General features: G+C 70.6%; 23 protein-coding genes and 2 pseudogenes. 16 read left to right on the top strand and 9 right to left on the bottom strand.

Annotated elements, in window-relative coordinates:
- The first annotated feature begins 57 nt into the window (after positions 1-57).
- Positions 58-378: an ASCH domain-containing protein gene (locus EXE50_RS13685; protein WP_053771364.1), complete on the top strand. Its 321-nt coding sequence runs from the start codon at positions 58-60 to the stop codon at positions 376-378.
- 56 nt (positions 379-434) lie between these two features.
- Here EXE50_RS13685 and EXE50_RS13680 read toward each other — a convergent pair whose 3' ends face one another.
- Positions 435-776: a 2Fe-2S iron-sulfur cluster-binding protein gene (locus EXE50_RS13680; RefSeq protein ID WP_053771363.1), complete on the bottom strand. Its 342-nt coding sequence runs from the start codon at positions 774-776 to the stop codon at positions 435-437.
- Between the two features lie 157 nt (positions 777-933).
- Between EXE50_RS13680 and EXE50_RS13675 the strand changes: the two genes are divergently transcribed.
- The 6 genes from EXE50_RS13675 (at position 934) to EXE50_RS13650 (ending at position 4004) form a co-directional block, all read left to right on the top strand.
- Entirely contained in the window at positions 934-1194 is a 261-nt protein-coding gene (locus tag EXE50_RS13675) for a hypothetical protein (protein ID WP_137705325.1), read from the top strand.
- Between the two features lie 76 nt (positions 1195-1270).
- Entirely contained in the window at positions 1271-1513 is a 243-nt protein-coding gene (locus EXE50_RS13670; protein ID WP_053771361.1) for an antitoxin VapB family protein, read from the top strand.
- On the top strand, positions 1510-1902 hold the full coding sequence (locus EXE50_RS13665; protein ID WP_137705324.1) for a PIN domain-containing protein: 393 nt from the start codon (positions 1510-1512) through the stop codon (positions 1900-1902). The genes EXE50_RS13670 and EXE50_RS13665 overlap by 4 nt, the downstream gene beginning before the upstream one ends.
- A gap of 73 nt (positions 1903-1975) precedes the next feature.
- Positions 1976-2974 carry a phosphomevalonate decarboxylase MvaD gene (mvaD, locus tag EXE50_RS13660; RefSeq protein ID WP_137705323.1) on the top strand — a complete coding sequence of 333 codons (999 nt, stop codon included), beginning with the start codon at positions 1976-1978 and terminating at the stop codon, positions 2972-2974.
- Positions 2975-3102: 128 nt separating this feature from the next.
- Positions 3103-3426, top strand: coding sequence for a BolA family protein (locus EXE50_RS13655; RefSeq protein ID WP_137705322.1), 324 nt, complete (start codon positions 3103-3105; stop codon positions 3424-3426).
- A gap of 44 nt (positions 3427-3470) precedes the next feature.
- Positions 3471-4004: a hypothetical protein gene (locus EXE50_RS13650; RefSeq protein WP_394347757.1), complete on the top strand. Its 534-nt coding sequence runs from the start codon at positions 3471-3473 to the stop codon at positions 4002-4004.
- A gap of 11 nt (positions 4005-4015) precedes the next feature.
- Here the strand turns inward: EXE50_RS13650 and EXE50_RS13645 are convergent, their stop codons facing one another.
- A complete protein-coding gene (locus EXE50_RS13645) occupies positions 4016-4606 on the bottom strand; it encodes a hypothetical protein (protein WP_137705320.1) in 591 nt (196 codons plus the stop codon).
- Positions 4607-4800: 194 nt separating this feature from the next.
- Here EXE50_RS13645 and EXE50_RS13640 point away from each other — a divergent pair, with 194 nt between their 5' ends.
- On the top strand, positions 4801-6210 hold the full coding sequence (locus EXE50_RS13640; RefSeq protein WP_137705319.1) for an aspartate ammonia-lyase: 1410 nt from the start codon (positions 4801-4803) through the stop codon (positions 6208-6210).
- Positions 6211-6254: 44 nt separating this feature from the next.
- Here EXE50_RS13640 and EXE50_RS13635 read toward each other — a convergent pair whose 3' ends face one another.
- On the bottom strand, positions 6255-6638 hold the full coding sequence (locus EXE50_RS13635; RefSeq protein WP_053771355.1) for an ACT domain-containing protein: 384 nt from the start codon (positions 6636-6638) through the stop codon (positions 6255-6257).
- A 139-nt stretch (positions 6639-6777) separates the two neighbouring features.
- Between EXE50_RS13635 and sucC the strand changes: the two genes are divergently transcribed.
- The 5 genes and pseudogenes from sucC to EXE50_RS13610 all read left to right on the top strand — a co-directional run bounded on the left by sucC (position 6778) and on the right by EXE50_RS13610 (position 13272).
- On the top strand, positions 6778-7923 hold the full coding sequence (sucC, locus tag EXE50_RS13630) for an ADP-forming succinate--CoA ligase subunit beta (protein ID WP_053771354.1): 1146 nt from the start codon (positions 6778-6780) through the stop codon (positions 7921-7923).
- Positions 7920-8789, top strand: a complete 870-nt coding sequence (gene sucD / locus EXE50_RS13625) for a succinate--CoA ligase subunit alpha (protein WP_137705318.1) — start codon at positions 7920-7922, stop codon at positions 8787-8789. The genes sucC and sucD overlap by 4 nt, the downstream gene beginning before the upstream one ends.
- A 114-nt stretch (positions 8790-8903) precedes the next feature.
- A pseudogene (locus EXE50_RS13620) lies at positions 8904-11463 on the top strand (GAF domain-containing protein).
- A 73-nt stretch (positions 11464-11536) separates the two neighbouring features.
- Positions 11537-11857, top strand: a complete 321-nt coding sequence (locus EXE50_RS13615) for an ArsR family transcriptional regulator (protein ID WP_137705317.1) — start codon at positions 11537-11539, stop codon at positions 11855-11857.
- Between the two features lie 92 nt (positions 11858-11949).
- Positions 11950-13272, top strand: coding sequence for a tRNA (N(6)-L-threonylcarbamoyladenosine(37)-C(2))-methylthiotransferase (locus EXE50_RS13610; protein ID WP_053771350.1), 1323 nt, complete (start codon positions 11950-11952; stop codon positions 13270-13272).
- Between the two features lie 39 nt (positions 13273-13311).
- On the opposite strand, the gene EXE50_RS13605 is transcribed toward EXE50_RS13610, so the two are convergent.
- The 5 genes from EXE50_RS13605 to EXE50_RS13585 form a co-directional block, all read right to left on the bottom strand.
- Positions 13312-14490, bottom strand: a complete 1179-nt coding sequence (locus tag EXE50_RS13605; protein ID WP_137705316.1) for a HAMP domain-containing sensor histidine kinase — start codon at positions 14488-14490, stop codon at positions 13312-13314.
- A 63-nt stretch (positions 14491-14553) separates the two neighbouring features.
- The gene (locus EXE50_RS13600; protein ID WP_137705315.1) at positions 14554-16623 is read right to left on the bottom strand and encodes a long-chain fatty acid--CoA ligase; all 2070 of its coding nucleotides are present in this window, start codon (positions 16621-16623) and stop codon (positions 14554-14556) included.
- A gap of 86 nt (positions 16624-16709) precedes the next feature.
- Complete coding sequence (locus tag EXE50_RS13595) at positions 16710-17690, bottom strand: hypothetical protein (protein WP_053771347.1); 981 nt, start codon at positions 17688-17690, stop codon at positions 16710-16712.
- Positions 17691-17781: 91 nt separating this feature from the next.
- Complete coding sequence (locus tag EXE50_RS13590; protein WP_053771346.1) at positions 17782-18624, bottom strand: translation initiation factor eIF-2B; 843 nt, start codon at positions 18622-18624, stop codon at positions 17782-17784.
- 57 nt (positions 18625-18681) lie between these two features.
- Entirely contained in the window at positions 18682-19437 is a 756-nt protein-coding gene (locus EXE50_RS13585) for a DUF726 domain-containing protein (protein ID WP_137705370.1), read from the bottom strand.
- 249 nt (positions 19438-19686) lie between these two features.
- Between EXE50_RS13585 and EXE50_RS13580 the strand changes: the two genes are divergently transcribed.
- The 3 genes from EXE50_RS13580 to EXE50_RS13570 all read left to right on the top strand — a co-directional run bounded on the left by EXE50_RS13580 (position 19687) and on the right by EXE50_RS13570 (position 22144).
- Complete coding sequence (locus tag EXE50_RS13580) at positions 19687-20187, top strand: hypothetical protein (RefSeq protein WP_137705314.1); 501 nt, start codon at positions 19687-19689, stop codon at positions 20185-20187.
- Positions 20188-20641: 454 nt separating this feature from the next.
- A complete protein-coding gene (gene mch, locus EXE50_RS13575) occupies positions 20642-21580 on the top strand; it encodes a methenyltetrahydromethanopterin cyclohydrolase (protein ID WP_137705313.1) in 939 nt (312 codons plus the stop codon).
- A gap of 18 nt (positions 21581-21598) precedes the next feature.
- On the top strand, positions 21599-22144 hold the full coding sequence (locus EXE50_RS13570; RefSeq protein ID WP_053771342.1) for a hypothetical protein: 546 nt from the start codon (positions 21599-21601) through the stop codon (positions 22142-22144).
- A 43-nt stretch (positions 22145-22187) separates the two neighbouring features.
- Here the strand turns inward: EXE50_RS13570 and EXE50_RS17790 are convergent.
- Positions 22188-22307, bottom strand: a pseudogene (locus EXE50_RS17790) (IS6 family transposase); the annotation flags it as partial.

Genomic DNA, 22307 nt, shown 5'->3' with positions numbered 1-22307 from the left:
CCGGGTCGAGCGCCGACCGCCGCCGATCATAAGGCGCCGCGGCCCGAACCGATCCGCATGTCCGAGAACGGTCCGGCCGACCTGCTGCCGAACGACCGCGTGAAGCAGAGCGCGCTCGACGGCGACGTGACGCAGCTCCACCGCGGGAACCGCTACGGCGACGAGGGCGACACCTTCGAGGTCGACGGCGTCGCGTTCGAACTGACGGAGGTCACCGAGCGCACGCTCGGCGACATGACCGACGAAGACGCGAAGCGGGAGGGGTCGCCCTCGCTGGAGGCGTACAAAGAGCGGATGGTCCGCGCGCACGGCGGCAGCTTCGAGTGGGACGACGACGCCGACGTGGTGCGACACCGCTTCGAGCGCGTCGACGAGTAGCTGACCGACAAGTAGCGGACCGATCACCGGACGGCGACCGGCGCCGCCGAGCCGACTCAGTCGTCGTCCGCGGCCGCGCCGTCGCCCTCTCCCGCGGCGGTCGCCGCGTCGTCCTCGATGCTCGGCGGGTACTTCCCGCGGTCGAGCTTCAGGTCCGACTGCGGGCGGGCCATACAGGTGAGCGCGTACTCCTCGGCCTCCTCGTCGGTGAGGCCGCGGGCCGCGGGCTGGGTCACCTCGCCCTCGACGATCTCCGCCGAGCAGGCGAGACACATCCCGACGCGGCAGGAGTACTCCTGGGCGATCCCCTCGTCGAAGCAGGCGCTGAGGATCGTCTCCGTGTCGGCCACCTCGATCGTCTCGCCGGTGCCGACGAACTCGACGGTGTACTCGGTCATGGCGCCGAGTACCCGCCGCCCCGTCAAAAAGGGTTCCCCTCAATCTCGTCGCTGTCTCGGGGACGGAAGCGAGTGAAAGAGATAGTGAGTTATCTGGGACAAGTTAATTCCTCTATTTCGGTTTTTTTATAAACGGGGCAACTATCCAACCCCATCGATGGTCCTCGCACCCTCAGCGACGCAGCTACCGACGTATCGGATCTGGGGCGCTACCGTCGCCCGCGACGAACTGCTCTTGTTGGCGACGCTGCTCGTCCTGTGGGCGACACTCGGCAGATGGGTGTATAAAGACGCGAAGGACAGAGGCAGCGACTGGGCGTGGCAATGGGGGTTCGGCACTCCGCTAACGGTGATCGCGGAGTTGGACGTGATGCTGTTGGTTGTCGTGATTTATTTGCTAGTCCGTGAATCGGCGTAGAGTGACCTGCCGTCGGGTCGTAACCTCGATTTCGGTGCTGACATTTTTAAATATACACACGCAACTGTGTACTGTAATGTCGACGAAAACGATCTCGCTCGACGAAGAGGCCTACGAGCGGCTCAAATCGCACAAGCGGGAGGGTGAGTCGTTTTCCGACGTGGTCAAACGGATCGCCGGTGAGCGATCGTGGACGGAAGTCGCAGGAATTCTCTCCGAAGAGGAGGGCGACGAGCTCGAATCTCTCGTGGAGGAGGGGCGGTCTCGTTCTCGCGACCGGCGCGAACAGATCGACGCAGATGTACGGGACGTCGAATGATCGAGGACACCGCCTTCATCATCGACGTTCTACACGACGATCGGGACGCAGTCCGATACCTCGATCTCATCGAACGGGAGAATCGTCCCGAGAAGATCTCCTCGATAACGGTACTCGAACTGTACGAAGCGGTTCCACAGTTGAACGCTCCTGAAGAGCGCCGACAAGCGATCCTCGACGTGCTCGACACGCGCCACGCGGTCGTCGCCGACGAGACCGTAATGCGAAAGGCCGGGAAGATCTCCGGCTCGCTTCGCGCTCGGGGTGAGGAGACCGACAGAGAGGATTGTATCATCGGGGCGACTGCGCTTTTGAACGACGAACCGGTCGTGACCCGCAACCGCGATCACTTCGAGCGCATCGACGGCCTCGACGTCGAGACGTACTGAGCGCTCGTCGACGGCTGTCGGTTCCCTCCCACCTATCGCAACGACTAATCCCCCGCCGGACGCTTCCCGAGGTATGACCGGCAAGGCCACCGCGCGAGCCCACCCGATCCAGGGGCTCGTCAAGTACCACGGCATGCGGGACGCGGAGCTTCGGCTCCCGTACCACGACAGCATCAGCCTCTGTACCGCCCCGACCGCGACGACGACCACCGTCGAGTGGCGGCCCGACGCGAGCGAGGACACCTACGTCATCGGCGGCGAGGAGGTCGACGGGCGCGCCGCCGAGCGCATCGACATGGTGGTCGACCACGTCCGCGACCTGGCCGGGGTCGACGCCGCGGTCCGGCTGGAGAGCGAGAACTCCTTCCCGTCGAACATCGGCTTCGGTTCCTCGTCGTCCGGGTTCGCGGCCGCCGCGCTCGCCCTGACCGAGGCCGCCGGGCTCGACATGACGCTCGCCGAGGTCTCCACGGTCGCCCGCCGCGGCTCCTCGTCGGCGGCGCGCTCGGTGACGGGCGCGTACTCGCGGCTCGACGCCGGTCTCAACGACGAGGACTGCCGCTCGCATCGGCTCGACGTGGGCATGAGCGACGACGGCTTCGACCCCGAGGAGGACCTCCGGATCGTCGCCGCGCACGTCCCGGCGTACAAGGAGACGGAGGAGGCGCACCGCGAGGCCGCCGCGAGCCACATGATGCAGGCGCGGACCGCGCACGTCCAGGACCAGCTGGTCGAGATGACCGACGCGCTCCGCGCGGGCTCCTTCGAGCGGATCTTCGAGACCGCCGAACACGACTCGCTCTCGCTGACGGCCACGACGATGACCGGCCCCGCGGGGTGGGTGTACTGGCAGCCCGAGACGATCGCGGTGTTCAACGCGGTCCGCGAGCTGCGCGAGTCGGGCGTCCCGGTCTACTTCTCGACCGACACCGGCGCGTCGGTGTACGTGAACACGCCCGCAGACCACGCCGACGAGGTGGAGAGCCGGATCGCGGAGGTCGGGATCGACACCGACGTCTGGGAGGTCGGCGGCCCGGCGCGCGTCCTCGACGAGAGCGAGGCGCTCTTCTAGCGAACGGTCGGGAGACGGGGTCGCTCCGGCTGCGACCCGAGTCCGCGACTCGTGGACGCCGTCTGACACGGGCTCTCCAGGCTCGACCGGGCCGGTCGACTTTTGGCCGTTCGCGTCCGAGCGGGACCATGACCATCGTACCCGACGACGTCGCGGACCTCATCGAGGAGCACCTCCCGGACGCGGTCGCCAGCGTGACCGCGCCCAGGATCCACGACGACGAGGACGAGGACGCCCACTTCGCGGCCGTCGTCGTCTCGCCCGCCTTCGAGGGCGAGTCGCTCGTCGACCAGCACCAGTTAGTGTACGACGCGGTCGGCGACCACATGACCCGGTCCGTCCACGCCCTGGAGATCAAGACGTACACCCCTGAGGCGTACGCGGAACACGGCGACGGCGCCCTCGACGACGACCTCCGCGAGGCCGGGCTGCTCTCGGTCGACGAGGCCTGATCGCCGACCCCGGTCCCGTCGAACCATTCTCGCCCTCCATGCCGATCCCATCCGCAGCCGTGCGCGCCGCACGCGGGGTCCTCGCCGCCGTCTCGCTGTTGGCGTTCCTCGCGGCCTTCCTCGCCGCCGAAGCGCGCCTCGCGTCACCGACCGTCCTCGCCGCCCTCACCGCGGTCGGGACGCTCGCGATGCTGGCGGCGGCCGGCCGCTCGGGACTCCGTCGACTGGTCCTCGGGAGCGACTCCGGCTCCGACGAGACCGAGGACTCTCCCGCCGAAGCGGACGCCTGGCTCGGCGAGTCGGCCGAGGAGACGCCGTGGACCGACCGCGCCGACCGCGCCGACGCCGAGGCCGAGGCCGACTGGCCGCTCGCGCGGCTCGAACCGGCGCTCGACGACGCGTGGAACCGGTACTCGGACGCTGCGCTGACGCTCGGGCTGGCGGCCCTCGGCGTCGGGTCCTTCGTCCTCCTCGCCGTCCACCCGGGCGACGAGCCGCCGCTCGGGCTGGTGCTCTCGCTGCTGTTCGGTCTCAACGGGGCGCTCGTGACGCTCCCGTTTCTGTTTACCGAGGATTGACGAGCTTCCGGTCAGCCGTCGCCGTCCGGGGTCGCCTCATCGGTTTCGGCGGCTTCGGCGGTGTCGCCGTCGGATCCCTCGTCCGCGACGCGGTCGGCGACCAGCTCGGCCAGCGGGTCGACCGTGACCGTCAGGCGGGCGACGAGGAACACCACAGGGACGAGTGCGACGAACAGGAACCCGGCGTCGTACGCCCATGCGGCGCCGTCCAGGACGGGGACCGCGACGCCGGCGAGCCCGCGGTACGCGACGAGGACGGCCCCGAAGACGACGAGCCAGTGGACGATACCGCCGCCGTTCTCGACGATCCGGTCGGACCGGGCGTCGCCCTCGGCGTCGGGTTCGCCCAGCGCCAGCCGCGTCAGCAGCGCGAACTTCGGCGCCGCGTACAGGAGGGTGCCCGCCACCGCGAGCGCGACGACCGCCGTCGCGACGGCGGCGAACGTCGCGGGCGCGAAGGGGACGAGTCGGTCGACGCCCGGCAGCAGTGTGACGACCGCGAGGACGCCGACTATCGCCAGCGCGCCGATGAGGAGCCTGCTCGTCGACCGGACGGTGTCGCGGTCGAGCGCCGCGCCGATCGCTGAGTCGTTCGAGCTCATGTGCGCCCAGCCGTTGCGGACGGACCGACATAGAAGCCGGAAGCGTTTGCGCCGATTTTCGGCCGTTTTCGCTCGGCTTAACGCCTCGCTCCGACAACGTCTCGCGGTAGCAATTGTCTCGGTAGCAGCCCGCACGATCCCGCGCGCTGCCGGCTTCCAGTACCTTTTACAGCGTCTCGCGGGAAGGTCGGCGCATGGGTGACGACTACCGCACGGAAGAGGACAGCCTCGGCGAGATGCAGGTGCCGGCGGACGCCTACTGGGGCGCACAGACCCAGCGCGCCGTCGAGAACTTCCCCGTCTCGGGGATCCCGATGAGTCGACGGTTCATCCGCGCGCTCGGCGTCGTGAAGAAGGCGGCCGCGCAGGCGAACCGCGACCTCGGGCTCATCGAGGACGACACCGCGGAGGCGATCGTCGCCGCCGCCGACGAGGTGATCGCCGGCGAGCACGACGACCAGTTCCCGGTCGACGTGTTCCAGACCGGCTCCGGCACCTCCTCGAACATGAACGCCAACGAGGTGATCGCCAACCGCGCCGCCGAGATCGCCGGCGCGGAGATCGGCGACCGCGTCGTCCACCCCAACGACCACGTCAACTACGGCCAGTCGTCGAACGACGTGATCCCAACGGCGATGCACGTCGCCGCGCTCGAAGCGGTCGAGAAGGACCTCGTGCCGGCCTTAGAGACGCTTCACGCCGAGCTGGAGGCGAAGGAGGCGGAGTTCGACGGCGTCGTCAAGACCGGCCGGACGCACCTCCAGGACGCGACGCCGATCCGGCTCGGCCAGGAGTTCGGCGGCTACCGCACGCAGGTCGCGAAGGGCATCGAGCGCGCCGAGGGCGTCCAGTCGAACCTCCGCGAGCTCGCCCTCGGCGGCACGGCTGTCGGGACCGGGCTCAACACCCACCCCGACTTCCCGGAGCTCGCCGCGGAGTACATCTCCGACGAGACCGGGACCGAGTTCCGCGAGGCGGCGAACCACTTCGAGGCGCAGGCGGCCCACGACGCGATGGCGGAGGGCCACGGCGCGCTCAAGACCATCGCCGGCAGCCTCAACAAGATGGCCAACGACCTCCGGCTCCTCGCCTCCGGGCCGCGGAACGGCCTGGGCGAGATAGAGCAGCCCGAGAACCAGCCCGGCTCCTCGATCATGCCCGGGAAGATCAACCCGGTCGTCGCCGAGTCGGTCAACCAGGTCCACAAGCAGGTCGTCGGCAACGACGCCGCCGTCTCCGCGGGCGCCGCGCGCGGCGAGATCGACTTGAACCTCTACAAGCCGGTCATCGCGCACAACTTCCTCGAGTCGGCGGAACTGCTCTCGAACGTCGCCGAGACGTTCGGCGAGCGGTTCGTCGGCAAGCTGGAGGCCAACGAGGAGTTCGCCCGCGAGCGCGTCGAGCAGTCGATGGCGCTGGCGACGGCGCTCAACCCCGCGATCGGCTACGACAAGGCCAGTAAGGTCGCGAAGACGGCCCTGAAGGAGGGCAAGAGCGTGCGCGAGGCCGCCGTCGAGGCCGGCCACCTCACCGAGGAGGAGGCCGACGAGGTCCTCGACCCCGAGGCGATGACCCACCGCGTCATCCTCGGCGACGAGGACTGACGGGGTCGAGCGTCCCCCGAGAGGCGCCCTCCGTTTCCCCGCCGTCAGTCGACGATTTCGCAGCCAAGGGCCTCCAGCCGCCGCACGGCGGCCGGCAGGTCGTCGTCCCCGACGAACACGTGGTCCGTCGCGAACGACGAGACGACGAACACCGAGACGTCGACCTCGGCGAGCCCCGTTGCGACCGCCGCGAGGAAGCCGACGAGCTCGAAGGGGAGGTCCATCTCGAAGGTCAGGCGCCTCCAGCCGGGCTCGACCGCGGCGGCGTCGACCGCGTCGACATCGCCCTCGTCCACGACGACCGTCGTCTCGCCGTCCGCGCGGACCGTCGCGAACGCGTCCGGGTGTCCGCGGTCGGTCCGGCACACCGCGTACGTCTCGTCCGACACGCTGACCGCGCCGCCGTCGAGGAACTCGGCCGGATCCATGCGGGCCGCAGGCGCCCGCGGGGCAAAAAGGCGCGCCGTCCGCCGACCCCGCCGCGACCGGTCCGCTCCGTCCCGCGGTCGCCGCGGTTCGCGCCGAATCGGAACCATTTAAGCCGGTGTCGGTACCGATCCCACACGGATGAAACTTCACGAGTATCAAGCGAAGTCTCTCTTCGCGGACGCCGGGATCCCGGTTCCGGACTCCCGGCTCGCGACGAGCGTCGAGGACGCCCTCGACGCCGTCGACGAGATCGGCTACCCGGCCGCGATCAAGGCGCAGGTCCACGTGGGCGGCCGCGGCAAGGCCGGCGGGATCAAGATCGCGACGGACCGCGAGGAGGCCGAGCAGTACGCCGACGAGATCCTCGGGATGGACCTCAAGGGGTACACGGTCGACCAGGTCCTCGTCGAGGCGGGCGTCGACTTCGTCGACGAGCTGTACGTCGGCGTCACGATGGACCGCGGCGAGGGCAAGCCGGTCCTGATGGTGTCGACCGAGGGCGGCGTCAACATCGAGGAGGTCGCCGAGGAGAACCCCGACGCCATCGCGCGCGAACACGTCGACCCCGCGTTCGGGCTCCACCCCTACCAGGCCCGGAAGGTCGTCTACGAGGCCGGCGTCGACGCCGACGTGGCGCTCGACGTGGCGTCGATCCTCTCGACGCTGTACGAGCTCTACGAGGAGAACGACGCCTCGGAGATCGAGGTCAACCCCGTCATGATCACGAGCGACCGCGACGTGATCGCGGCCGACGCCGTGATGAACATCGACGAGGACGCGCTGTTCCGCCAGCCCGACCTCGCCGACATGGCCGAGGAGTCCTACGAGGACGACCTCGAACGCAAGGCCGGCGAGTACGGCTTCGACTACGTCCGCCTCTCCGGGAACGTCGGGATCATCGGCAACGGCGCCGGGCTCGTGATGACGACGCTCGACCTGGTCGACTACTACGGCGGCGCGCCCGCTAACTTCCTCGACATCGGCGGCGGCGCCAAGGCCGAGCGCGTCGCGAACGCGCTCGACATGGTGTTCTCCGACGACAACGTCGACGCGGTCGTCTTCAACATCTTCGGCGGGATCACCCGCGGCGACGAGGTCGCGAAGGGGATCAACGAGGCCCTCGAACAGTTCGACGAGATCCCGAAGAAGGTGGTCGTCCGCCTCGCCGGGACGAACGCCGAGGAGGGGATGGAGATTCTGAACACCGACCTCGTTGAGGTCGAAAAGACGCTGGAGGACGCGGTCCAGCGCGCGGTCGCGAACGCCGAGGAGGTGACCCAATGAGCATTTTCGTCGACGACGACACCAGAGTGGTGGTCCAGGGGATCACCGGCGGGGAGGGCAAGTTCCACGCCGGACAGATGATCGAGTACGGCACCAACGTCGTCGCCGGTGCGGTGCCCGGCAAGGGCGGCCAGGAGGTCCACGGCGTCCCCGTCTACGACACCGTGGACGAGGCCGTCGCGGCCGAGGACGCGGACGCCTCCGTGATCTTCGTGCCGCCCGCGTTCGCCGCGGACGCGGTCTTCGAGTCGCTCGATACCGACCTCGACCTCGCGGTCGCGATCACCGAGGGCATCCCGACCCAGGACATGGCGAAGGTGAACAAGCGCCTCGGCGAGACCGACACCCGCCTCATCGGCCCGAACTGTCCGGGGATTATCACGCCGGGCGAGGCGAAACTCGGCATCCTGCCGGGGAACATCTTCTCCGAGGGCAACGTCGGGCTCGTCTCCCGCTCCGGCACGCTCACCTACCAGGTCGTCGACAACCTCACCGAGCGCGGGCTCGGCCAGTCGACCGCCATCGGCATCGGGGGCGACCCGATCATCGGCACCTCGTTCGTCGACGCGTTAGAGGCGTTCGAGGCCGACCCCGACACCGACGCCGTCGTGATGTGCGGCGAGATCGGCGGCGAGGACGAGGAACAGGCGGCGAGGTTCATCGGCGAGCACATGGACACGCCGGTCGCCGGCTTCATCGCCGGCCGCACCGCCCCGCCGGGCAAGCGCATGGGCCACGCCGGCGCCATCGTCTCCGGCTCCGGGACGGGCACGGCGCAGTCGAAGATCGACGCGCTCAACGACGCGGGCGTCCCCGTCGGCGACACCCCCGAGGAGGTTGCCGACCACGTCGAGGACTTCCTGTAAGGACGCCTCGACCCTCTCTCCCTCGTTTCTCTCCGTTCGAGACGGGTAGTCCCCGATTTTCAGGAGCGGTAGCCGGAGCGAAAGCTAAAATTACCGCTAGGGAAACACACGCATATGAACTTCGGTCCCGACGACTCGGCGACGGACGCCGACGCGGCCGCCGCAGGCGCGTCGGGACCGACGGCCACCGACAGCCGCGTCCTGTTCGTGGACGACGAACCGGGGGCGGCGGACCTCGCCGCCACGCACGTGGAGCGCCTGTTGGACGGCGTCGAGACGGTCACCAGGATGTCACCGGAGGCGGCGTTCGACGTGGTCCGGAGCGAGCGCGTCGACTGCGTCGTCAGCGACTTCGACATGCCGGGCAAGGACGGACTGGCGTTCCTCGAGGCGGTCCGCGAGGTCGACCCCGGCCTCCCGTTCGTGCTGTTCACGGGGAAAGGGAGCGAGGAGATCGCGAGCGAGGCCATCTCCGCCGGCGTCACCGACTACCTCCAGAAGGGCGCCGGACGCGACCGCTACGAGATGCTCGCCAACAGCGTCGCGAACGCGCTCGGCCGGCGGCGGGCCGAGCGCGACCTCCGCGACGTGAACGCGAAGGTCACGGCGATCCACGAGTTCGCGGCCGAGCTGGCGTCCGCGACCGACGTGGCGACGGTGTTCGACCGCACGGTCGACGCGGCCGAGGACATCTTGGAGTTCGACCGCTGCGTCACCGCCCGCCGCCGCGGCGACCGGGTCGTCCCTGCCGTCCTCTCCGACAGCGTCACCGAGGACGAGGTCCGGACGTTCGGCGTCGGCGAGGGCGTCGTCGGGACCACGGTCGCCGAGCAGGAGACGATGGTGGTCGACAACCTCAGCGTCGACCCCGCCGACCCGGACGAACTGGAGGACCCCGCCTCGCCGGGGCGCACCGCCGGCGGGGCCGACCGACGGGAAGGCTCGGACGTCGCGGACCCGGTCGCCGACGACATCCGGTCGGCGATCAGCGTCCCGATCGGGTCGCACGGCGTGTTACAGGCCGTCTCGAACGGCTACGCCGCGTTCGACGACCGCGACATCGAGTTCGCGGAGCTGCTCGCGTCCCACGCGGCCAACGCCATCGAGCAGATCGAGACGGAGACCGCGCTCCGCCGGGAGCGCGACCGACTGACGGCGCTGTTCCACGACCTCCCGCTCCCGGCGGTGCGCACCGTCGCGCTCGGGGAGGGCGAGCGCCGCCTCGACGCCGCGAACGACGCGTTCGAAGACACGTTCGGCTACGGCGCCGACAGCGGGTACGAAGCGGTCCGCGAGGCGGTCGTCCCGGACGGCGCCGACCGGCTCGACCCGGAGACGGTGCTGGAACGCGACGAGCCCTCGCGGCTCGAAGTGCGCCGCCGGACCGCCGACGGGATTCGCGACTTCATCCTCCACGTGATCCCCGTCAAGCAGTCGGACGAGGCCGTCATCTACAGCGTCTACGCCGACATCGAGGAGCAGAAACGCGTCGAGCGGACGCTGCGTCGGCTCCACGCGACGACCCGCGAGATGTTCGGCGGCGACGACCGCGAGGAGATCGCCGCGGTGGCCGCGCGCGGCAATCGACATCCTCGGGTTCCCGAACAGCGGCGTCCGGTTGTACGACCCCGAGGCGAACGTGCTCCGCCCGACGGCGATAAGCGAGGAGGCGACGGCGGCCTTCGGCGACAGACCCCCGTTCGGGCCGGGCGACGGTCGGGTCTGGGAGGCGTTCGAGTCCGGCCAGCCGATCGTGGTCGACGACCTCGCCGGGATCGACACCGCGGTCGGGTACGGCGACCTCCGGAGCCTCCTCGTCGTGCCGCTCGGCGAGCACGGCGCGATGCCGCTCGGGTCGCGCGAACCGGGCTTCTTCGACGAGACCGACCTCCAACTGGCGCGCGTCCTCGCCGCGAACGTCACCGTCGCGCTCGATCACGCCGAGCGGACCGAACAGCTCCGCGACCGGGACGCCGCGCTCCAGCGCGAGATCGATCGCTTAGAGAAGTTCGCCGGCCTGGTCTCGCACGACCTCCGGAACCCGCTCAACGTCGCCGCCGGTCGGACCGACCTGGCGCGCTCGCTGACCGACGACGAGGCGGTCCTCGGCGAACTCGACCGGGTCGAGGACGCGCACGAGCGGATGAGCCAGCTGATAGACGACCTCCTCGCGCTGGCCCGCCAGGGCCGGACGGTCGACGAGATCGAGTCCGTCCCGCTGGACGAGGCCGCCGAGCGCGCGTGGCGCACGGTCGACACGGGGGACGCGACGCTCGACGCGGCCGACGCGTCGTCGACCGTCGAGGCCGACCCAGAGCGGCTCCGCACGCTGTTCGAGAACCTGTTCACGAACAGCGTGGAACACGGTTCCACGAGCAGCCGGACGGAGTCCGGCGACAGCGTGGAACACGGCTCTGACAGCGAGGCCGGGGCCGACGACGGACTCACCGTGACCGTCGGCTCCCTTCCCGACGGGTTCTACGTCGCGGACGACGGGGCCGGGTTCGATATCGACCCGGAGGAGGCGACGGAGTACGGCCGGTCGAGCACGGAGCGGGGGACCGGGTTCGGCCTCGCGATCGTGCGCGAGATAGCGGCCGCACACGGCTGGGAGCTTTCGATCGACGGCGACGACGGGGCCCGGTTCGAGTTTCGCGCCCGAGCTACTATATAAGGATCTGGTTGCCGTGCGCACTCGGCGCACAGGCGGGCCACGATTATGCGCGAATCGCCCTTGTAGGTAACGTATGAACGAAGGAACCCGCGAGCTGCTCGAACCGCTCCCGCCGAGCGCCAAGCTGGTCTACTACGTGCTCGACGCGGAGGGCCGGTTCGACCAGACGGGCCTCGCCGATGCGACGCGCCTCTCGACGCGCACCGTCCGGTTCGCGGTCGAGAAGCTCACGGAGGTCGGCCTCGTCGAGGAGGGCCTGTGCCCCCGCGACGCCCGCCGCTCCGTCTACCAGGCCGTGCCGCCCGCGGAGCGCGACCCCGTCGACGAACCCGAGGCGACCGCCGACTCCGCCACCGAGGCCGACGCCCCGGCCGCCGCGGTCGCCGAGGACTGAACCCGGTCCGCGCCGAACCGCCGCATCGCCGCCGAACCGACGCCTGGATCCGTCGCGCTTTTGCCCCCGCGACCGGTAGTGAGGGCACTCCGATGGCGACGTACCACATCGAAACCTACGGCTGTAGCTCGAACCGGGGAGAGAGCCGGGAGATCGAGCGCGCCCTCCGCGACGGCGGGCACCGACCGGCCGACGGCCCCGACGACGCGGACGTCGCCATCCTCAACACCTGTACCGTCGTCGAGAAGACCGAGCGCAACATGCTTCGGCGCGCGGAGGAGCTGGCCGAGACGACCGCCGAACTCGTCGTCACCGGCTGTATGGCGCTCGCGCAGGGCGACTTGTTCGACGAGGCGGACGTCGACGCCGAGATCCTCCACTGGGACGAGGTCCCCGAATACGTGCTCAACGGGGAGTGCCCGACGGTCACGCCCGACGCGGAGCCGGTCCTCGACGGCGTCGTCGGCATCCTCCCCATCGCGCGCGGCTGTATGAGCAACTGCTCGTACTGTATCACTAAGTTCGCCACCGGTCGCGTCGACTCGCCGTCGGTCGAGGAGAACGTCGAGAAGGCCCGCGCCCTCGTTCACGCCGGCGCGAAGGAGATCCGCGTCACCGGCCAGGACACGGGCGTCTACGGCTGGGACGACGGCGAGCGGAAGCTCCCGGAGCTGCTCGACCGGATCTGCGACATCGACGGCGACTTCCGGGTCCGGCTGGGCATGGCGAACCCCGGCGGCATCCACGGGATCCACGAGGAGCTGGCCGACGTGTTCGCCGCGAACGAGGAGCTGTACGACTTCATCCACGCGCCGGTCCAGTCCGGCTCCGACGACGTGCTTGCGGACATGCGCCGGCAGCACCGCGTCGACAAGTTCCGCGAGGTCGTCGCGACGTTCGACGACCGGCTCGACCACTGGACGCTCTCGACGGACTTCATCGTCGGCTTCCCCACCGAGGACGAGGCCGACCACGAGCTGTCGATGGACCTCCTCGCCGAGGTCCGCCCGGAGAAGATCAACGTCACCCGCTTCTCGAAGCGCCCCGGCACCGACGCCGCCGACATGAAGGGCCTCGGCGGGACGGTCAAGAAAGAGCGCTCGAAGGCGATGTCCGAGCTGAAGATGGAGGTCGTCGGCGAGGCGTACGAGTCGATGGTCGGCGAGACGTTCGAGGCCCTCGTCGTCGAGGAGGGCACCGGCGACTCCGTGAAGTGCCGCGACGGCGCCTACCGACAGATAATCGTCCAGAACGCCGCCGAGCGCGGGGTCGAAGTCGGCGACTTCGTCACGGTCGAGGTCACCGGGCACAACACCGTGTACGCGTTCGGCGACCCCGTGGTGACCGGGCGCGACCCCGTCGACGGCGACGTCGAGCGGGACGACCGGCCCGAGTCGACGGCCTCGTCCGCGTGATGGTCCGAGGCACCTCGTTCTAACCGGGCGATGCGGGGCTCAGGCGGACTCGTCCGCTTCCGGGTCCCCCGTTCCGACGCCCGCGACGTCCGGGTCCCCCCACATCGCGGCCCGTCTCGCTCGTCTCCTGAGTTCGGCGGCCTCCGGGACGGGCCCGCTCGGGCCGTCGGATTCCGGGCGGTCCGGGAGCCGGATCCGGACGACGGTCCCGCGCGGGTCGTTCTCCGCGAACTCGACCGCCCCGCCGCCCCGGGTCACCGTCCAGTAGATCAGCCACAGCCCGAGTCCCTCGGCGTGTTCGAGCGGCGTCTCTTCGGCGTTCCGAAGCGTCTCTCGGTCGGTCGCCGGAAGCCCGCCGCCGGTGTCCGCGACGACGAGGGTCGTCGCGTCGCCGTCGCGTCCCACGCACACCGTGACGGTCACGTCGTCGCCGTTGTGCTCGACCGCGTTCCGGAGCGCCTCCTCGAACGCGAGCGGCAGCGACGGGTGCGCGCGGACGATACGCCGATCCGGTAGCTCCGTCTCGATCGCCGCCTCGGGGTCCTCCGCGGTCACCCGGTCCACCCGCTCCCGAACGAGGGGGACGAGATCGAACGACTGGAGCGACCCGGTCCGCCAGATCGACGCGATGCGGCGCGTCCGCTCGCTCGTCTCGGAGAGCTCCGACAGGTGGTCGCGAACGATCGCGGCGCGCTCCGCGACTTCCGCGTCGTCCTCCACGTCCTCGATCCCGTCGAGGTAGCCGAGCGCGACCGACAGCTCGTTCCGGATGTTGTGGCGCAGCACGCGGTCGTTGATCGAGAGCAGGGTCGCCAGCTCCTGCGCCTCCGCGAGCTGCTCGTCGGCCTTCACCGCGTACGGCCCCGCCCGGGACCCGACCGCCGCGCCGAGGCTCGTGGCGAACGCGATCAGGAAGGGGAGCTTGAACGCGTGGTGTTCGAGCAGCCAGATGAGCCAGACGACGCCGGCGAGCGAGGCGAACGAGAGGGCGGTGAGGGCGGCGATCCGGACCGCTCGCCACCGCCCGGAGTGGGAGATACCCCAGCCCGGGAGGTCGTACACCGTGTAGAAGACGAAGCCGGAGAGCCCGACGATCAACGCCGATTCGAGCAGCGGGCCCACGCCTCCCCCCTGCGACGCCAAGTGGCCGGCGCCGAGCCCGGCACACAGGGTGCCGAGCGCGGCGAACCCGACTCGGGGGGTGACGATGGAAGCCATCGGGCACCGTACTCCCCCACGACGGTTATGGGTTTCCCGACGGAACGTCCGCGACGGCCGAGGTCAGCCGTCGTCGTAGATCATCTCGACCTCGTCGGCGAACCGGTCCAGGATGTTCCGCCGCTTCTTCTTCATCGTCGGCGTGAGCAGGTCGTTCGCCTCGGTGAACTCCTCTTCGACGAGGCGGAACTGCTTGATCTTCTCGTAGGACTCGAACTCCTCGTTCACGCGGTCGACCTCCGCCTGGATGCGCTCCCGGACGCGGTCGTCGCGGCAGACCGCCGCGCGGTCCTCGGGGAGGTCGACCCCGTTCTCGTCGGCCCACGCCGCCACCCGCTCGAAGTTCGGGACGATGAGCGCCGAGACGAACTTCCGGCCGTCGCCGAGGACGACGCACTGCTCGACGAACTCGTTGGCGGCGAATCGGTCCTCGATCGGCCCGGGCGCGACGTTCTTGCCGGTCGAGAGCACGAGCAGCTGCTTGGCGCGCTCGCGGAAGGCGACGTACCCGTCCGGGCGGAGCTGGACGATGTCGCCGGTGCGGAACCACGGCTCCGCGGCGGCGGCCTCCGCGTCGCCCCCGTCGTCCGACCCGCCGACGCCGATGCGCTCGTCGGCCGGGGTCCCGGCGGTCACGACGTCGGGGGGAAGCTCGTCCGCGTCGAGGAACGCCTCCGCGGTCGCGTCCGGGCGGTTCCAGTAGCCGTCGCTCACCTGCGGGCCGCGGACGAGCAGCTCGCCGACGTCGCCGGCGAGGTCGGCGACCTCCTCGCCGACGACGGAGCCGTCGATCGCTATCTCGGTGTCGACCACCGGCGGCCCGATGGTGCCGACCTTCGGCTCCTCGGGCGGGTTGACGCTGATGACCGGCGAGGTCTCGGTCAGCCCGTACCCCTCCAGGATCGGGAGGTCCATCGCGTGGTACAGCGCGCACAGCTCGGCCGACAGCGACCCGCCGCCCGAGATGAAGAACTCGATGTTGCCGCCGATCGCCTCGCGGACCGACGAGAAGACGAGCCGGTCGGCGACCGCCCGCTTGGCGTCGAGCAGGGGGCCGGGACTGTCGGCCTCGTGGTGGGCGCGCCCCACGTCGACCGCCCACTCGAAGATGCGTTCCTTGACGGGCGACTCGCTTGCCTGCTCGCGGATCGCGTCGTACAGCTTCTCGTAGACCCGCGGGACGCTGGTCGTCGTCGTCGGGCGCACGAGCCCGAAGTCCTCCCGGAGCGTGTCCGGACTCTCGGCGTAGGCGACCGTCGCGCCCGCGGCGAACATCATGTAGTGGCCGGCCATCCGCTCGAAGACGTGCGCGAGGGGCAGGAACGAGAGCGTGGTCGACTCGGCGGAGATCCCGGGGACCGACGGGTCGCGGTCGGGCCGGTCGGCGAAGCGCCGGTAGCACTGCGAGACGTTGTCGCGGAAGTTCGCGTGCGTGAGCCGGACGCCCTTCGGCTTCCCGGTGGTTCCCGAGGTGTATATCAGGCTGGCGAGGTCGTTGACCTCGACCGCGTCGACCCACCCCTCGTAGGTCGCCTTGTCGAACGCCTCGGCGCCGAGCTCGTGGACGTCACCGAGGCCGTACACGTCGTCGAGGTCGTCGGCCTCGACCGCGTCGCCGTCGACCTCGTCGACGGTCACTATCGCGTCGAGGTCGTGGTCGAGGTCGCCGCGTACCGCGAGCACGTCCGCCAGCATCTCGGCGTTCTCGGCGACGACGACCGTCGCCTCCGGGTCCTCCAGCAGGTAGCGCAACTGGCTCGGCGACGACGAGGCGTACACCGTCGTCACGACGGCGCCCGCGGCCAGCGCCGCGAAGTCGGTCTGGGCCCACTCCATGCGGGTCTGCGAGTACATCGCCACTCGCGTGTCGGCGTCGACGCCCAACTCGCGGAACCCGGCCGCGAGGTTCCGGACTATCCCGCGCATCTCGGCGTACGTCAGGTCGGCGTAGTCGCCGGCCGGCGCCGGCGGAACCACCCCGGCGGCGACGAGCGACCGGTTGTAGGTGCCGCCCTTGTACCGCTGAGCGATCCGGTCCGCGTGCCGCTCCGCGGTGCGTTCGAACATCTCGGGGAGCGTCTCCCGGGCGATGGCCTCGTCCGTGAACGCTCGTTCCGCCGCTTGCCAACTCATACACCCTCAGTCCCGCCCTACCTTCATAAACAAACCGGTAGTTTGTAGTTTCTCGCCGCCACCTCCTCCGCTTCCCGCGTCGGCAGTCAGTCGCTGCCGGCGATCCGTCTGCCGACGCGGTCCCTGTCCGCGCGGACTTCGTCGGCTATCTCCGCGACCTGCGCCAACACCGGGTAGCGAGGTCCGTCCTCGGCGCCGTAGAGGTAGTCGTGGAACGGGTGGCCGCTCTCCCCGTCGAGCGGCGACTCCGGGGTCAGCGGCGGGTCGTCGAGCGAGCGCTGCCGGTCGGCGGCGAGTTCGTCGCACTCCCGTTCCAAATCCGTCAGTCGGTTCCAGACGTCTATCGCCGCGTCGGCCTCGCCGTCAGACCGGATCCCGTCCAGGTGGCCGACCAGGCACCGGCGGCGTCGATCGATCGCCGACAGCGCCGCCTCGCGGTCGTCGAGCTCGTCGATCTCCGTCCCGATCGCGTCGGCGAGCCGCTCGCGGGCGTCCGCGGCGCGCCGGCTCCGGTCGACGAGCGCCGACTGTGCGCCGCTCGACAGGGCGCCGTCGGTCGCCAGCGCGGTCGCCGCGTCGGGCCCGAGCTCGGCCGCCAGGCTCTCCGCGGGCGTCTCGTCGTACTCGGCCCGGTAGTGCGGCAGCGACATGACCGTGTCGCGGTACGCGGCCATCACCCGCCTGAGGGTGACGCTCCGGCCGCTCGGCCCCCCGCCCGGCGGGTCGCCGCCGTCGCCGTCGATCCGACGGAGGGCGCCGGCCGGCACCCCGGTCGGCGTCGCGTCCGCCGCGACGGAGACGGCGTCGATCCGCGACACGCGGTCGGCGAACGACTCGAACGCGTCCCGCTCGTCGAGGACGCGGCGGCGCTCGCGGCGGCAGGCGGACTCGGCGTCCCGGACGTACGCGAACGCGAGCAGCGTGAGCACCCCGACGAGCGCGACCGCCGTGACGACCCCCGGTTCCGTCGCGATCGCGCCCAGCTCGCACCAGCCGCTCGAACACCCCTCCGTCAGTCCCCGATCGGGGATCTGAAACACCGCCGCCGAACCCGGCTGAACAGTCATTTGGGTCTGTTAACACGGTACACACACAAAGCGTTTTGGTCTCGTCGGCGGCGTTGGCCGGTCAACGGCGGCTTCTGTCCCGGCTCCGGGGTCAGTTCCGGACGCCGTCGTCGGTTATCACGGTGTCGACCATCCCGATCGGCGTGGCGTCGTAGCTCGGGTTCTCGATCTCCACGTCCTCGACGGGCTCGCGCATCACCTCGACGGCGTCGCGGAACTCGTTTTCGAACCGGAACTCCTCGATGGTCTTCGCGCCCGAGCCGACCGCGGTGACGGGCACGCCGAGCTCGCGGGCGGTGACGACCAGCGGGAACGTGCCGACGCGGTTGTAGTAGGTCCCGCCGGTGATGCAGGTGATCCCCAGCAGGACGCGGTCGCAGTCGCGGAGCGCGTACCCCATCGCGCCGTCGACGACCATCCGCGTCTCGACGCGCGACATCCCGGCGAGGACGCGCGCGGTCTTGCGCCCGAGGGTCCGCGGGCGCGCCTCGGTGACGTAGACGGTGAGGTGGGCGCCGTCGCGGGCGGCGTCCTCGATGGCTTCGAGCACGGTCGTCGAGTAGTCGTGGACGAGCAGCGTGTCGCCGTCGTCGAGGTGTTCGGCCGCGTTGGCGGCCGCCTCCCCCTTGGCCGTCTCGATGTCGTCGACCACGCGGGCGATCACGTCCTCCAGCAGCTGTTTCGCGCCCTCGACGCTCGTCGCTTCGCCGACGATCGAGCGCTCGACCTCGCGCATCGCGTTGTGGAGCGCCGCGTGGGAGGGGTTCGAGCGGCGCAAGACGCCCGCGTTGTGTTCGAGGTCGCGCTCGAACTCGTCGACGGTCACGTACTCGCGGTCCAGCAGGTCCGCGAGCGACCGTGTCGCCTTCACGGCCACCGCGGACGTGCTGTGGGTCCGCATCGCCCGGATCTCGGCGACGGTCTCGTCGATCATGCCCCAACGGTCGACCGCGCTCGTAAAAGGGGTTCCGGGGACGCGTCGGCGCGCCGACTATTCGAGCCCGAGACGCTCCACCGCGCGCGGCACGCACCCCGCCTCGGGCTCGACGTACGAGTAGTGGTCCGCGACCAGGTCGGTGACGTCGACGTCGGCGTAGCCGTCCGGCGCGGTCGCCGACTCCGGGAGCCCGCCGTGGCCGACCGCCCGGGTCCGGTCCGACGCGCGGTACACCCAGCCGAGAACGCGGTCGTTCCGGCTGTGGAAGCTGTAGACGGGGGCGTCGAGCGCCGCGATCGCCTCCCCGTACCGCCCGTCGGCCCCGACGCTCTCGTCCGGGACCGCGCCGCCGAACAGCGACGCCGAGGCGAGGACGCCCGTCCGCCCGCGGGCCGCCAGCTCCCGGAGCGTCGCCCCCGTCACGCGGGCCCCGAGCGAGTGGGCGAACAGGTGGACCGGCCGGCCGTCCTCATCCGCCCACGCCGTCAGCCAGTCCGCGAGCGGCGCGGCGTTGGCGTCGGCGGTCTCCTTCGCCGGCCCCCAGTCGACGTTCGACGCCCACGAGTAGCCGATCACCGGGCGGGTGCCCCCGACCGCGGCGTCGCCCGCTGCCGCCGCGTCGGTCCCCGTCTCCTCGCCCGTCACCGCGGCGAGCGCGAGTCGAGCGGTGTACGCCTGGTCGCGCGCCGACTCGGCGTCCGCGCCCAGCCCGTGGACGTACAGGACCACGGAGTCGGCGCCGCCGAACGCCCACGACCCCGAGCGCTCGGTCGGGTCGGCGGCGTCGAGGCGCCCGCGCGTCGACACCATCGGCTGCGTCTCCGGCGCGTCGTACCCGCCGAAGTCGCCGTCGAGCGCGTTCGCGACGTAGAGGCCGCCGCCGCCGAGGAGCCCGACGCCGCCCGCGACGCCGTAGAGGAGTCGGCGTCGGGTGATGAGACCGCCCGCGTCGTCGGCGCCGTCCCGCGAGGTGTCGGAGGAGATACCGATCCCTCGCCCCGAACGATCAAATAGCTGACGCGGCGACGGCTGTATATCGGTCGCTCCCCTACGAGGGGTATGAGCTACCCGGTCACGTACTACTGTCCCCACTGCGGGACGCTCGTCGCGCTCGAACGCGAGGGGTACCTCGCGGACAGGTCGGTGACCCCGTACCCGCTGGAGGGGTGGACGTACGTCGCGCCGACGGAGCCGTTCGACGCCGAGGCGGGAGACGACGATGCGGACGACGGCGAGGACGCGGACGACGCGGTCGAAGCCGACGGCGTCCGGTTCGTCTGCGGCGAGAGCGACGGCGTCGACTGGGATCCCCACGACGGTGTCCGCGGCACCGATGTCGGCGGCGACGAGCCCTATCGCGAGCCGGACGCGGACGGCGTCGGCTGCGGCGAGGCCTTTTACCTCTCGTTCGTCCGCTTCGAGGAGGGACGGGAAATCGACCCCGCAGCGGAGTCGGAGCCCGTCGCGATCGACCCCGACCCGCGCCCGAGCGGTCCCCGCGGGCCGTCCGGTCCCGGCGAGGCCGGTGGCCCGAGCGACTCCGACGGCGGCTTCTGGTGAGTACACGTCTGAAGCTCTCTTCGACTACTCGCGAACGACTGAGAGCGGATCGCCGGAGAACACCGCTAAAGCCCCAGCCGCTCGGCGATACGTTGCTACCGCCGCGGCAGACACCCCCAAAGCCCCAGCCGCGAGGACCCCGTACGCTCGCTGCGCTCCTCACTCGTCGCTTCGCTCTCTCGTTGCGGTGCTTGCGTCGCCTACGGGGTCCTCGCGGCTGCCCCTTTGATTCCCACCCCGCACAGCACCTCACGCCTCCCCAGCCTCGTCAGTCGTCCTCGCTCCGCTTCGGACGACTGACTCCCTCGCGCGTGCTCCTCGCGGCCGCCGAAGGCGGCCACTCAGAGGCACGCGCCACCGCCTGATTCAGCGATGCGGACCATCTCGCAGAGTCACGCGCGGCCCGCGAGCCGAACAGCCAAACGCCTTAAACGGTGAGCGAGTAGGCCGGGACATGGAGAGCATCAACCGGACCGCGATCGAGCTGGTCGACGAGGCGCTCGATTTCGCCGGCGAGCTGGACGTCGTCGGCTACGAGCTTGACAACGGCGCCACGGTCGTCGACTTCGGTGTCGACGCGGCCGGCGGCGTCGAGGCGGGACTGCTGCTCGCGGAGATACAGACCGCCGGGCTGGCGAACCTCCAGACCCGGATGGGCAAGCTCGCGGGCGCGCCCCGCCAGTACGTCGAGCTGTCGACCGACCACCCCGCGGTCGCGCTGCTGTGCTCGCAGAAGGCGGGCTGGGAGATCACGACCGAGGGCGGCTTCGAGGGGCTCGGCTCCGGGCCGGCCCGCGCGCTCGTCGGCCGCGAGACCGAGTTCGAGCGCGTCGGCTACTACGACTCCTCGGAGTTCGCCACGCTGGCGGTCGAGTCGACGGCGCTGCCCGACGAGGCAGTGGCCGAGCAGGTCGCGGAGCTGGCCGAGGTCGACACCGACGGCGTGTTCCTCCCGGCGTTCGCCACCGGCTCGACCGCGGGCTCCGTCACCACGGCGGCCCGCGCCGCCGAGCTCGCCGTCTTCCGCCTGCTGGAGATCGGCTACGAGCCCACGGACGTGCTCCACGCCTCGGGGTCCGCGCCGCTCGCGCCCGCGACCCGCGACGAGACGGAGGCGATGGGGCGCACGAACGACGCGCTCGCGTACGGCGGCGAAGTCCACCTCCAGGTCGCCCGCGACGACGACCGCTTCGACGAAATCGTCTCGACCGCCGGCGAGGAGTACGGGACGCCCTTCGTGGAGGTGTTCGAGGACGCGGACTGGGACTTCTACGACGTGCCCGAGAGCGTCTTCGCCCCGGCGCAGGTCACCGTCGACGTGGTCGACGGCCCCGTCTACACCGTCGGCGAGACCGACGAGGAACTGCTCGCGGAGTCGTTCGGCTACCGCTGAGCGCCCGCGAGGCCGCCGATGCGACTCAAGCCCGTCCCCGACCCCCCGGCCGACCTCGACGCGCTCCGCGAGTACCAGCGCGCGGTCCCGCTCGTGCCGGGCGACACCGACGACTGCTGCGCTCGACTTCGTCGGCGCCGCGACCTCCCCGACCGGCAGACCGCGAACGACTGGCTCGCCTTCCTGCGCGCGCTCGACCTGGTCGAGGAGACCCCGCGCGGCTTCGTCCGCGCCGACGCCGAGCCGACATCCGAGCGCGTCCGCGAGGGGCTCCGCGAGGAGGTCCTCCTCGTCCCGGAGGCGCTCGCCGCGCTGCGCGAGGCCTCGCCGGAGGCCCCCTTGACGCCCGACGACCTCTTCGCGGCCACCCGCGACCGGGTCCCGCGCCACGACAGGGCGCGCAACCCCGACTGGGAGGCCGCGTGGCGCGACCGCGCCGCCCGCCTCCTCGGGTGGCTCGCGCTCGTCGACCTCGCCGCGCCGGTCGGCGGCGACCCGGACGCGACGGAGCGGTCGGAGGGGCCTTTGACAGACGCCGGGTACGTCGCCGGCGACGCGCTCTGAGCCGGTCGGAGGGGCCTCCGACCGCCCCGTCGTCCCGGTCGCGTTAAGTTTGGCGTGAATTGTGGTAGACGGCGAAGGCTTCGAGCCAGTTTTGAGCTGTCTCTAGCGCGACATTGCTGAAACTATTCGCAAATGATGATGTTCGTCGTTCTATCTCCCAAAA

Source organism: Halorubrum sp. ARQ200 (assembly GCF_005435115.1).
Taxonomy (GTDB): Archaea; Halobacteriota; Halobacteria; order Halobacteriales; family Haloferacaceae; genus Halorubrum; species Halorubrum tropicale.
The sequence above is the reverse complement of the archived record's forward strand: the minus strand, read 5'-3'. Positions and strand labels throughout refer to the sequence as shown.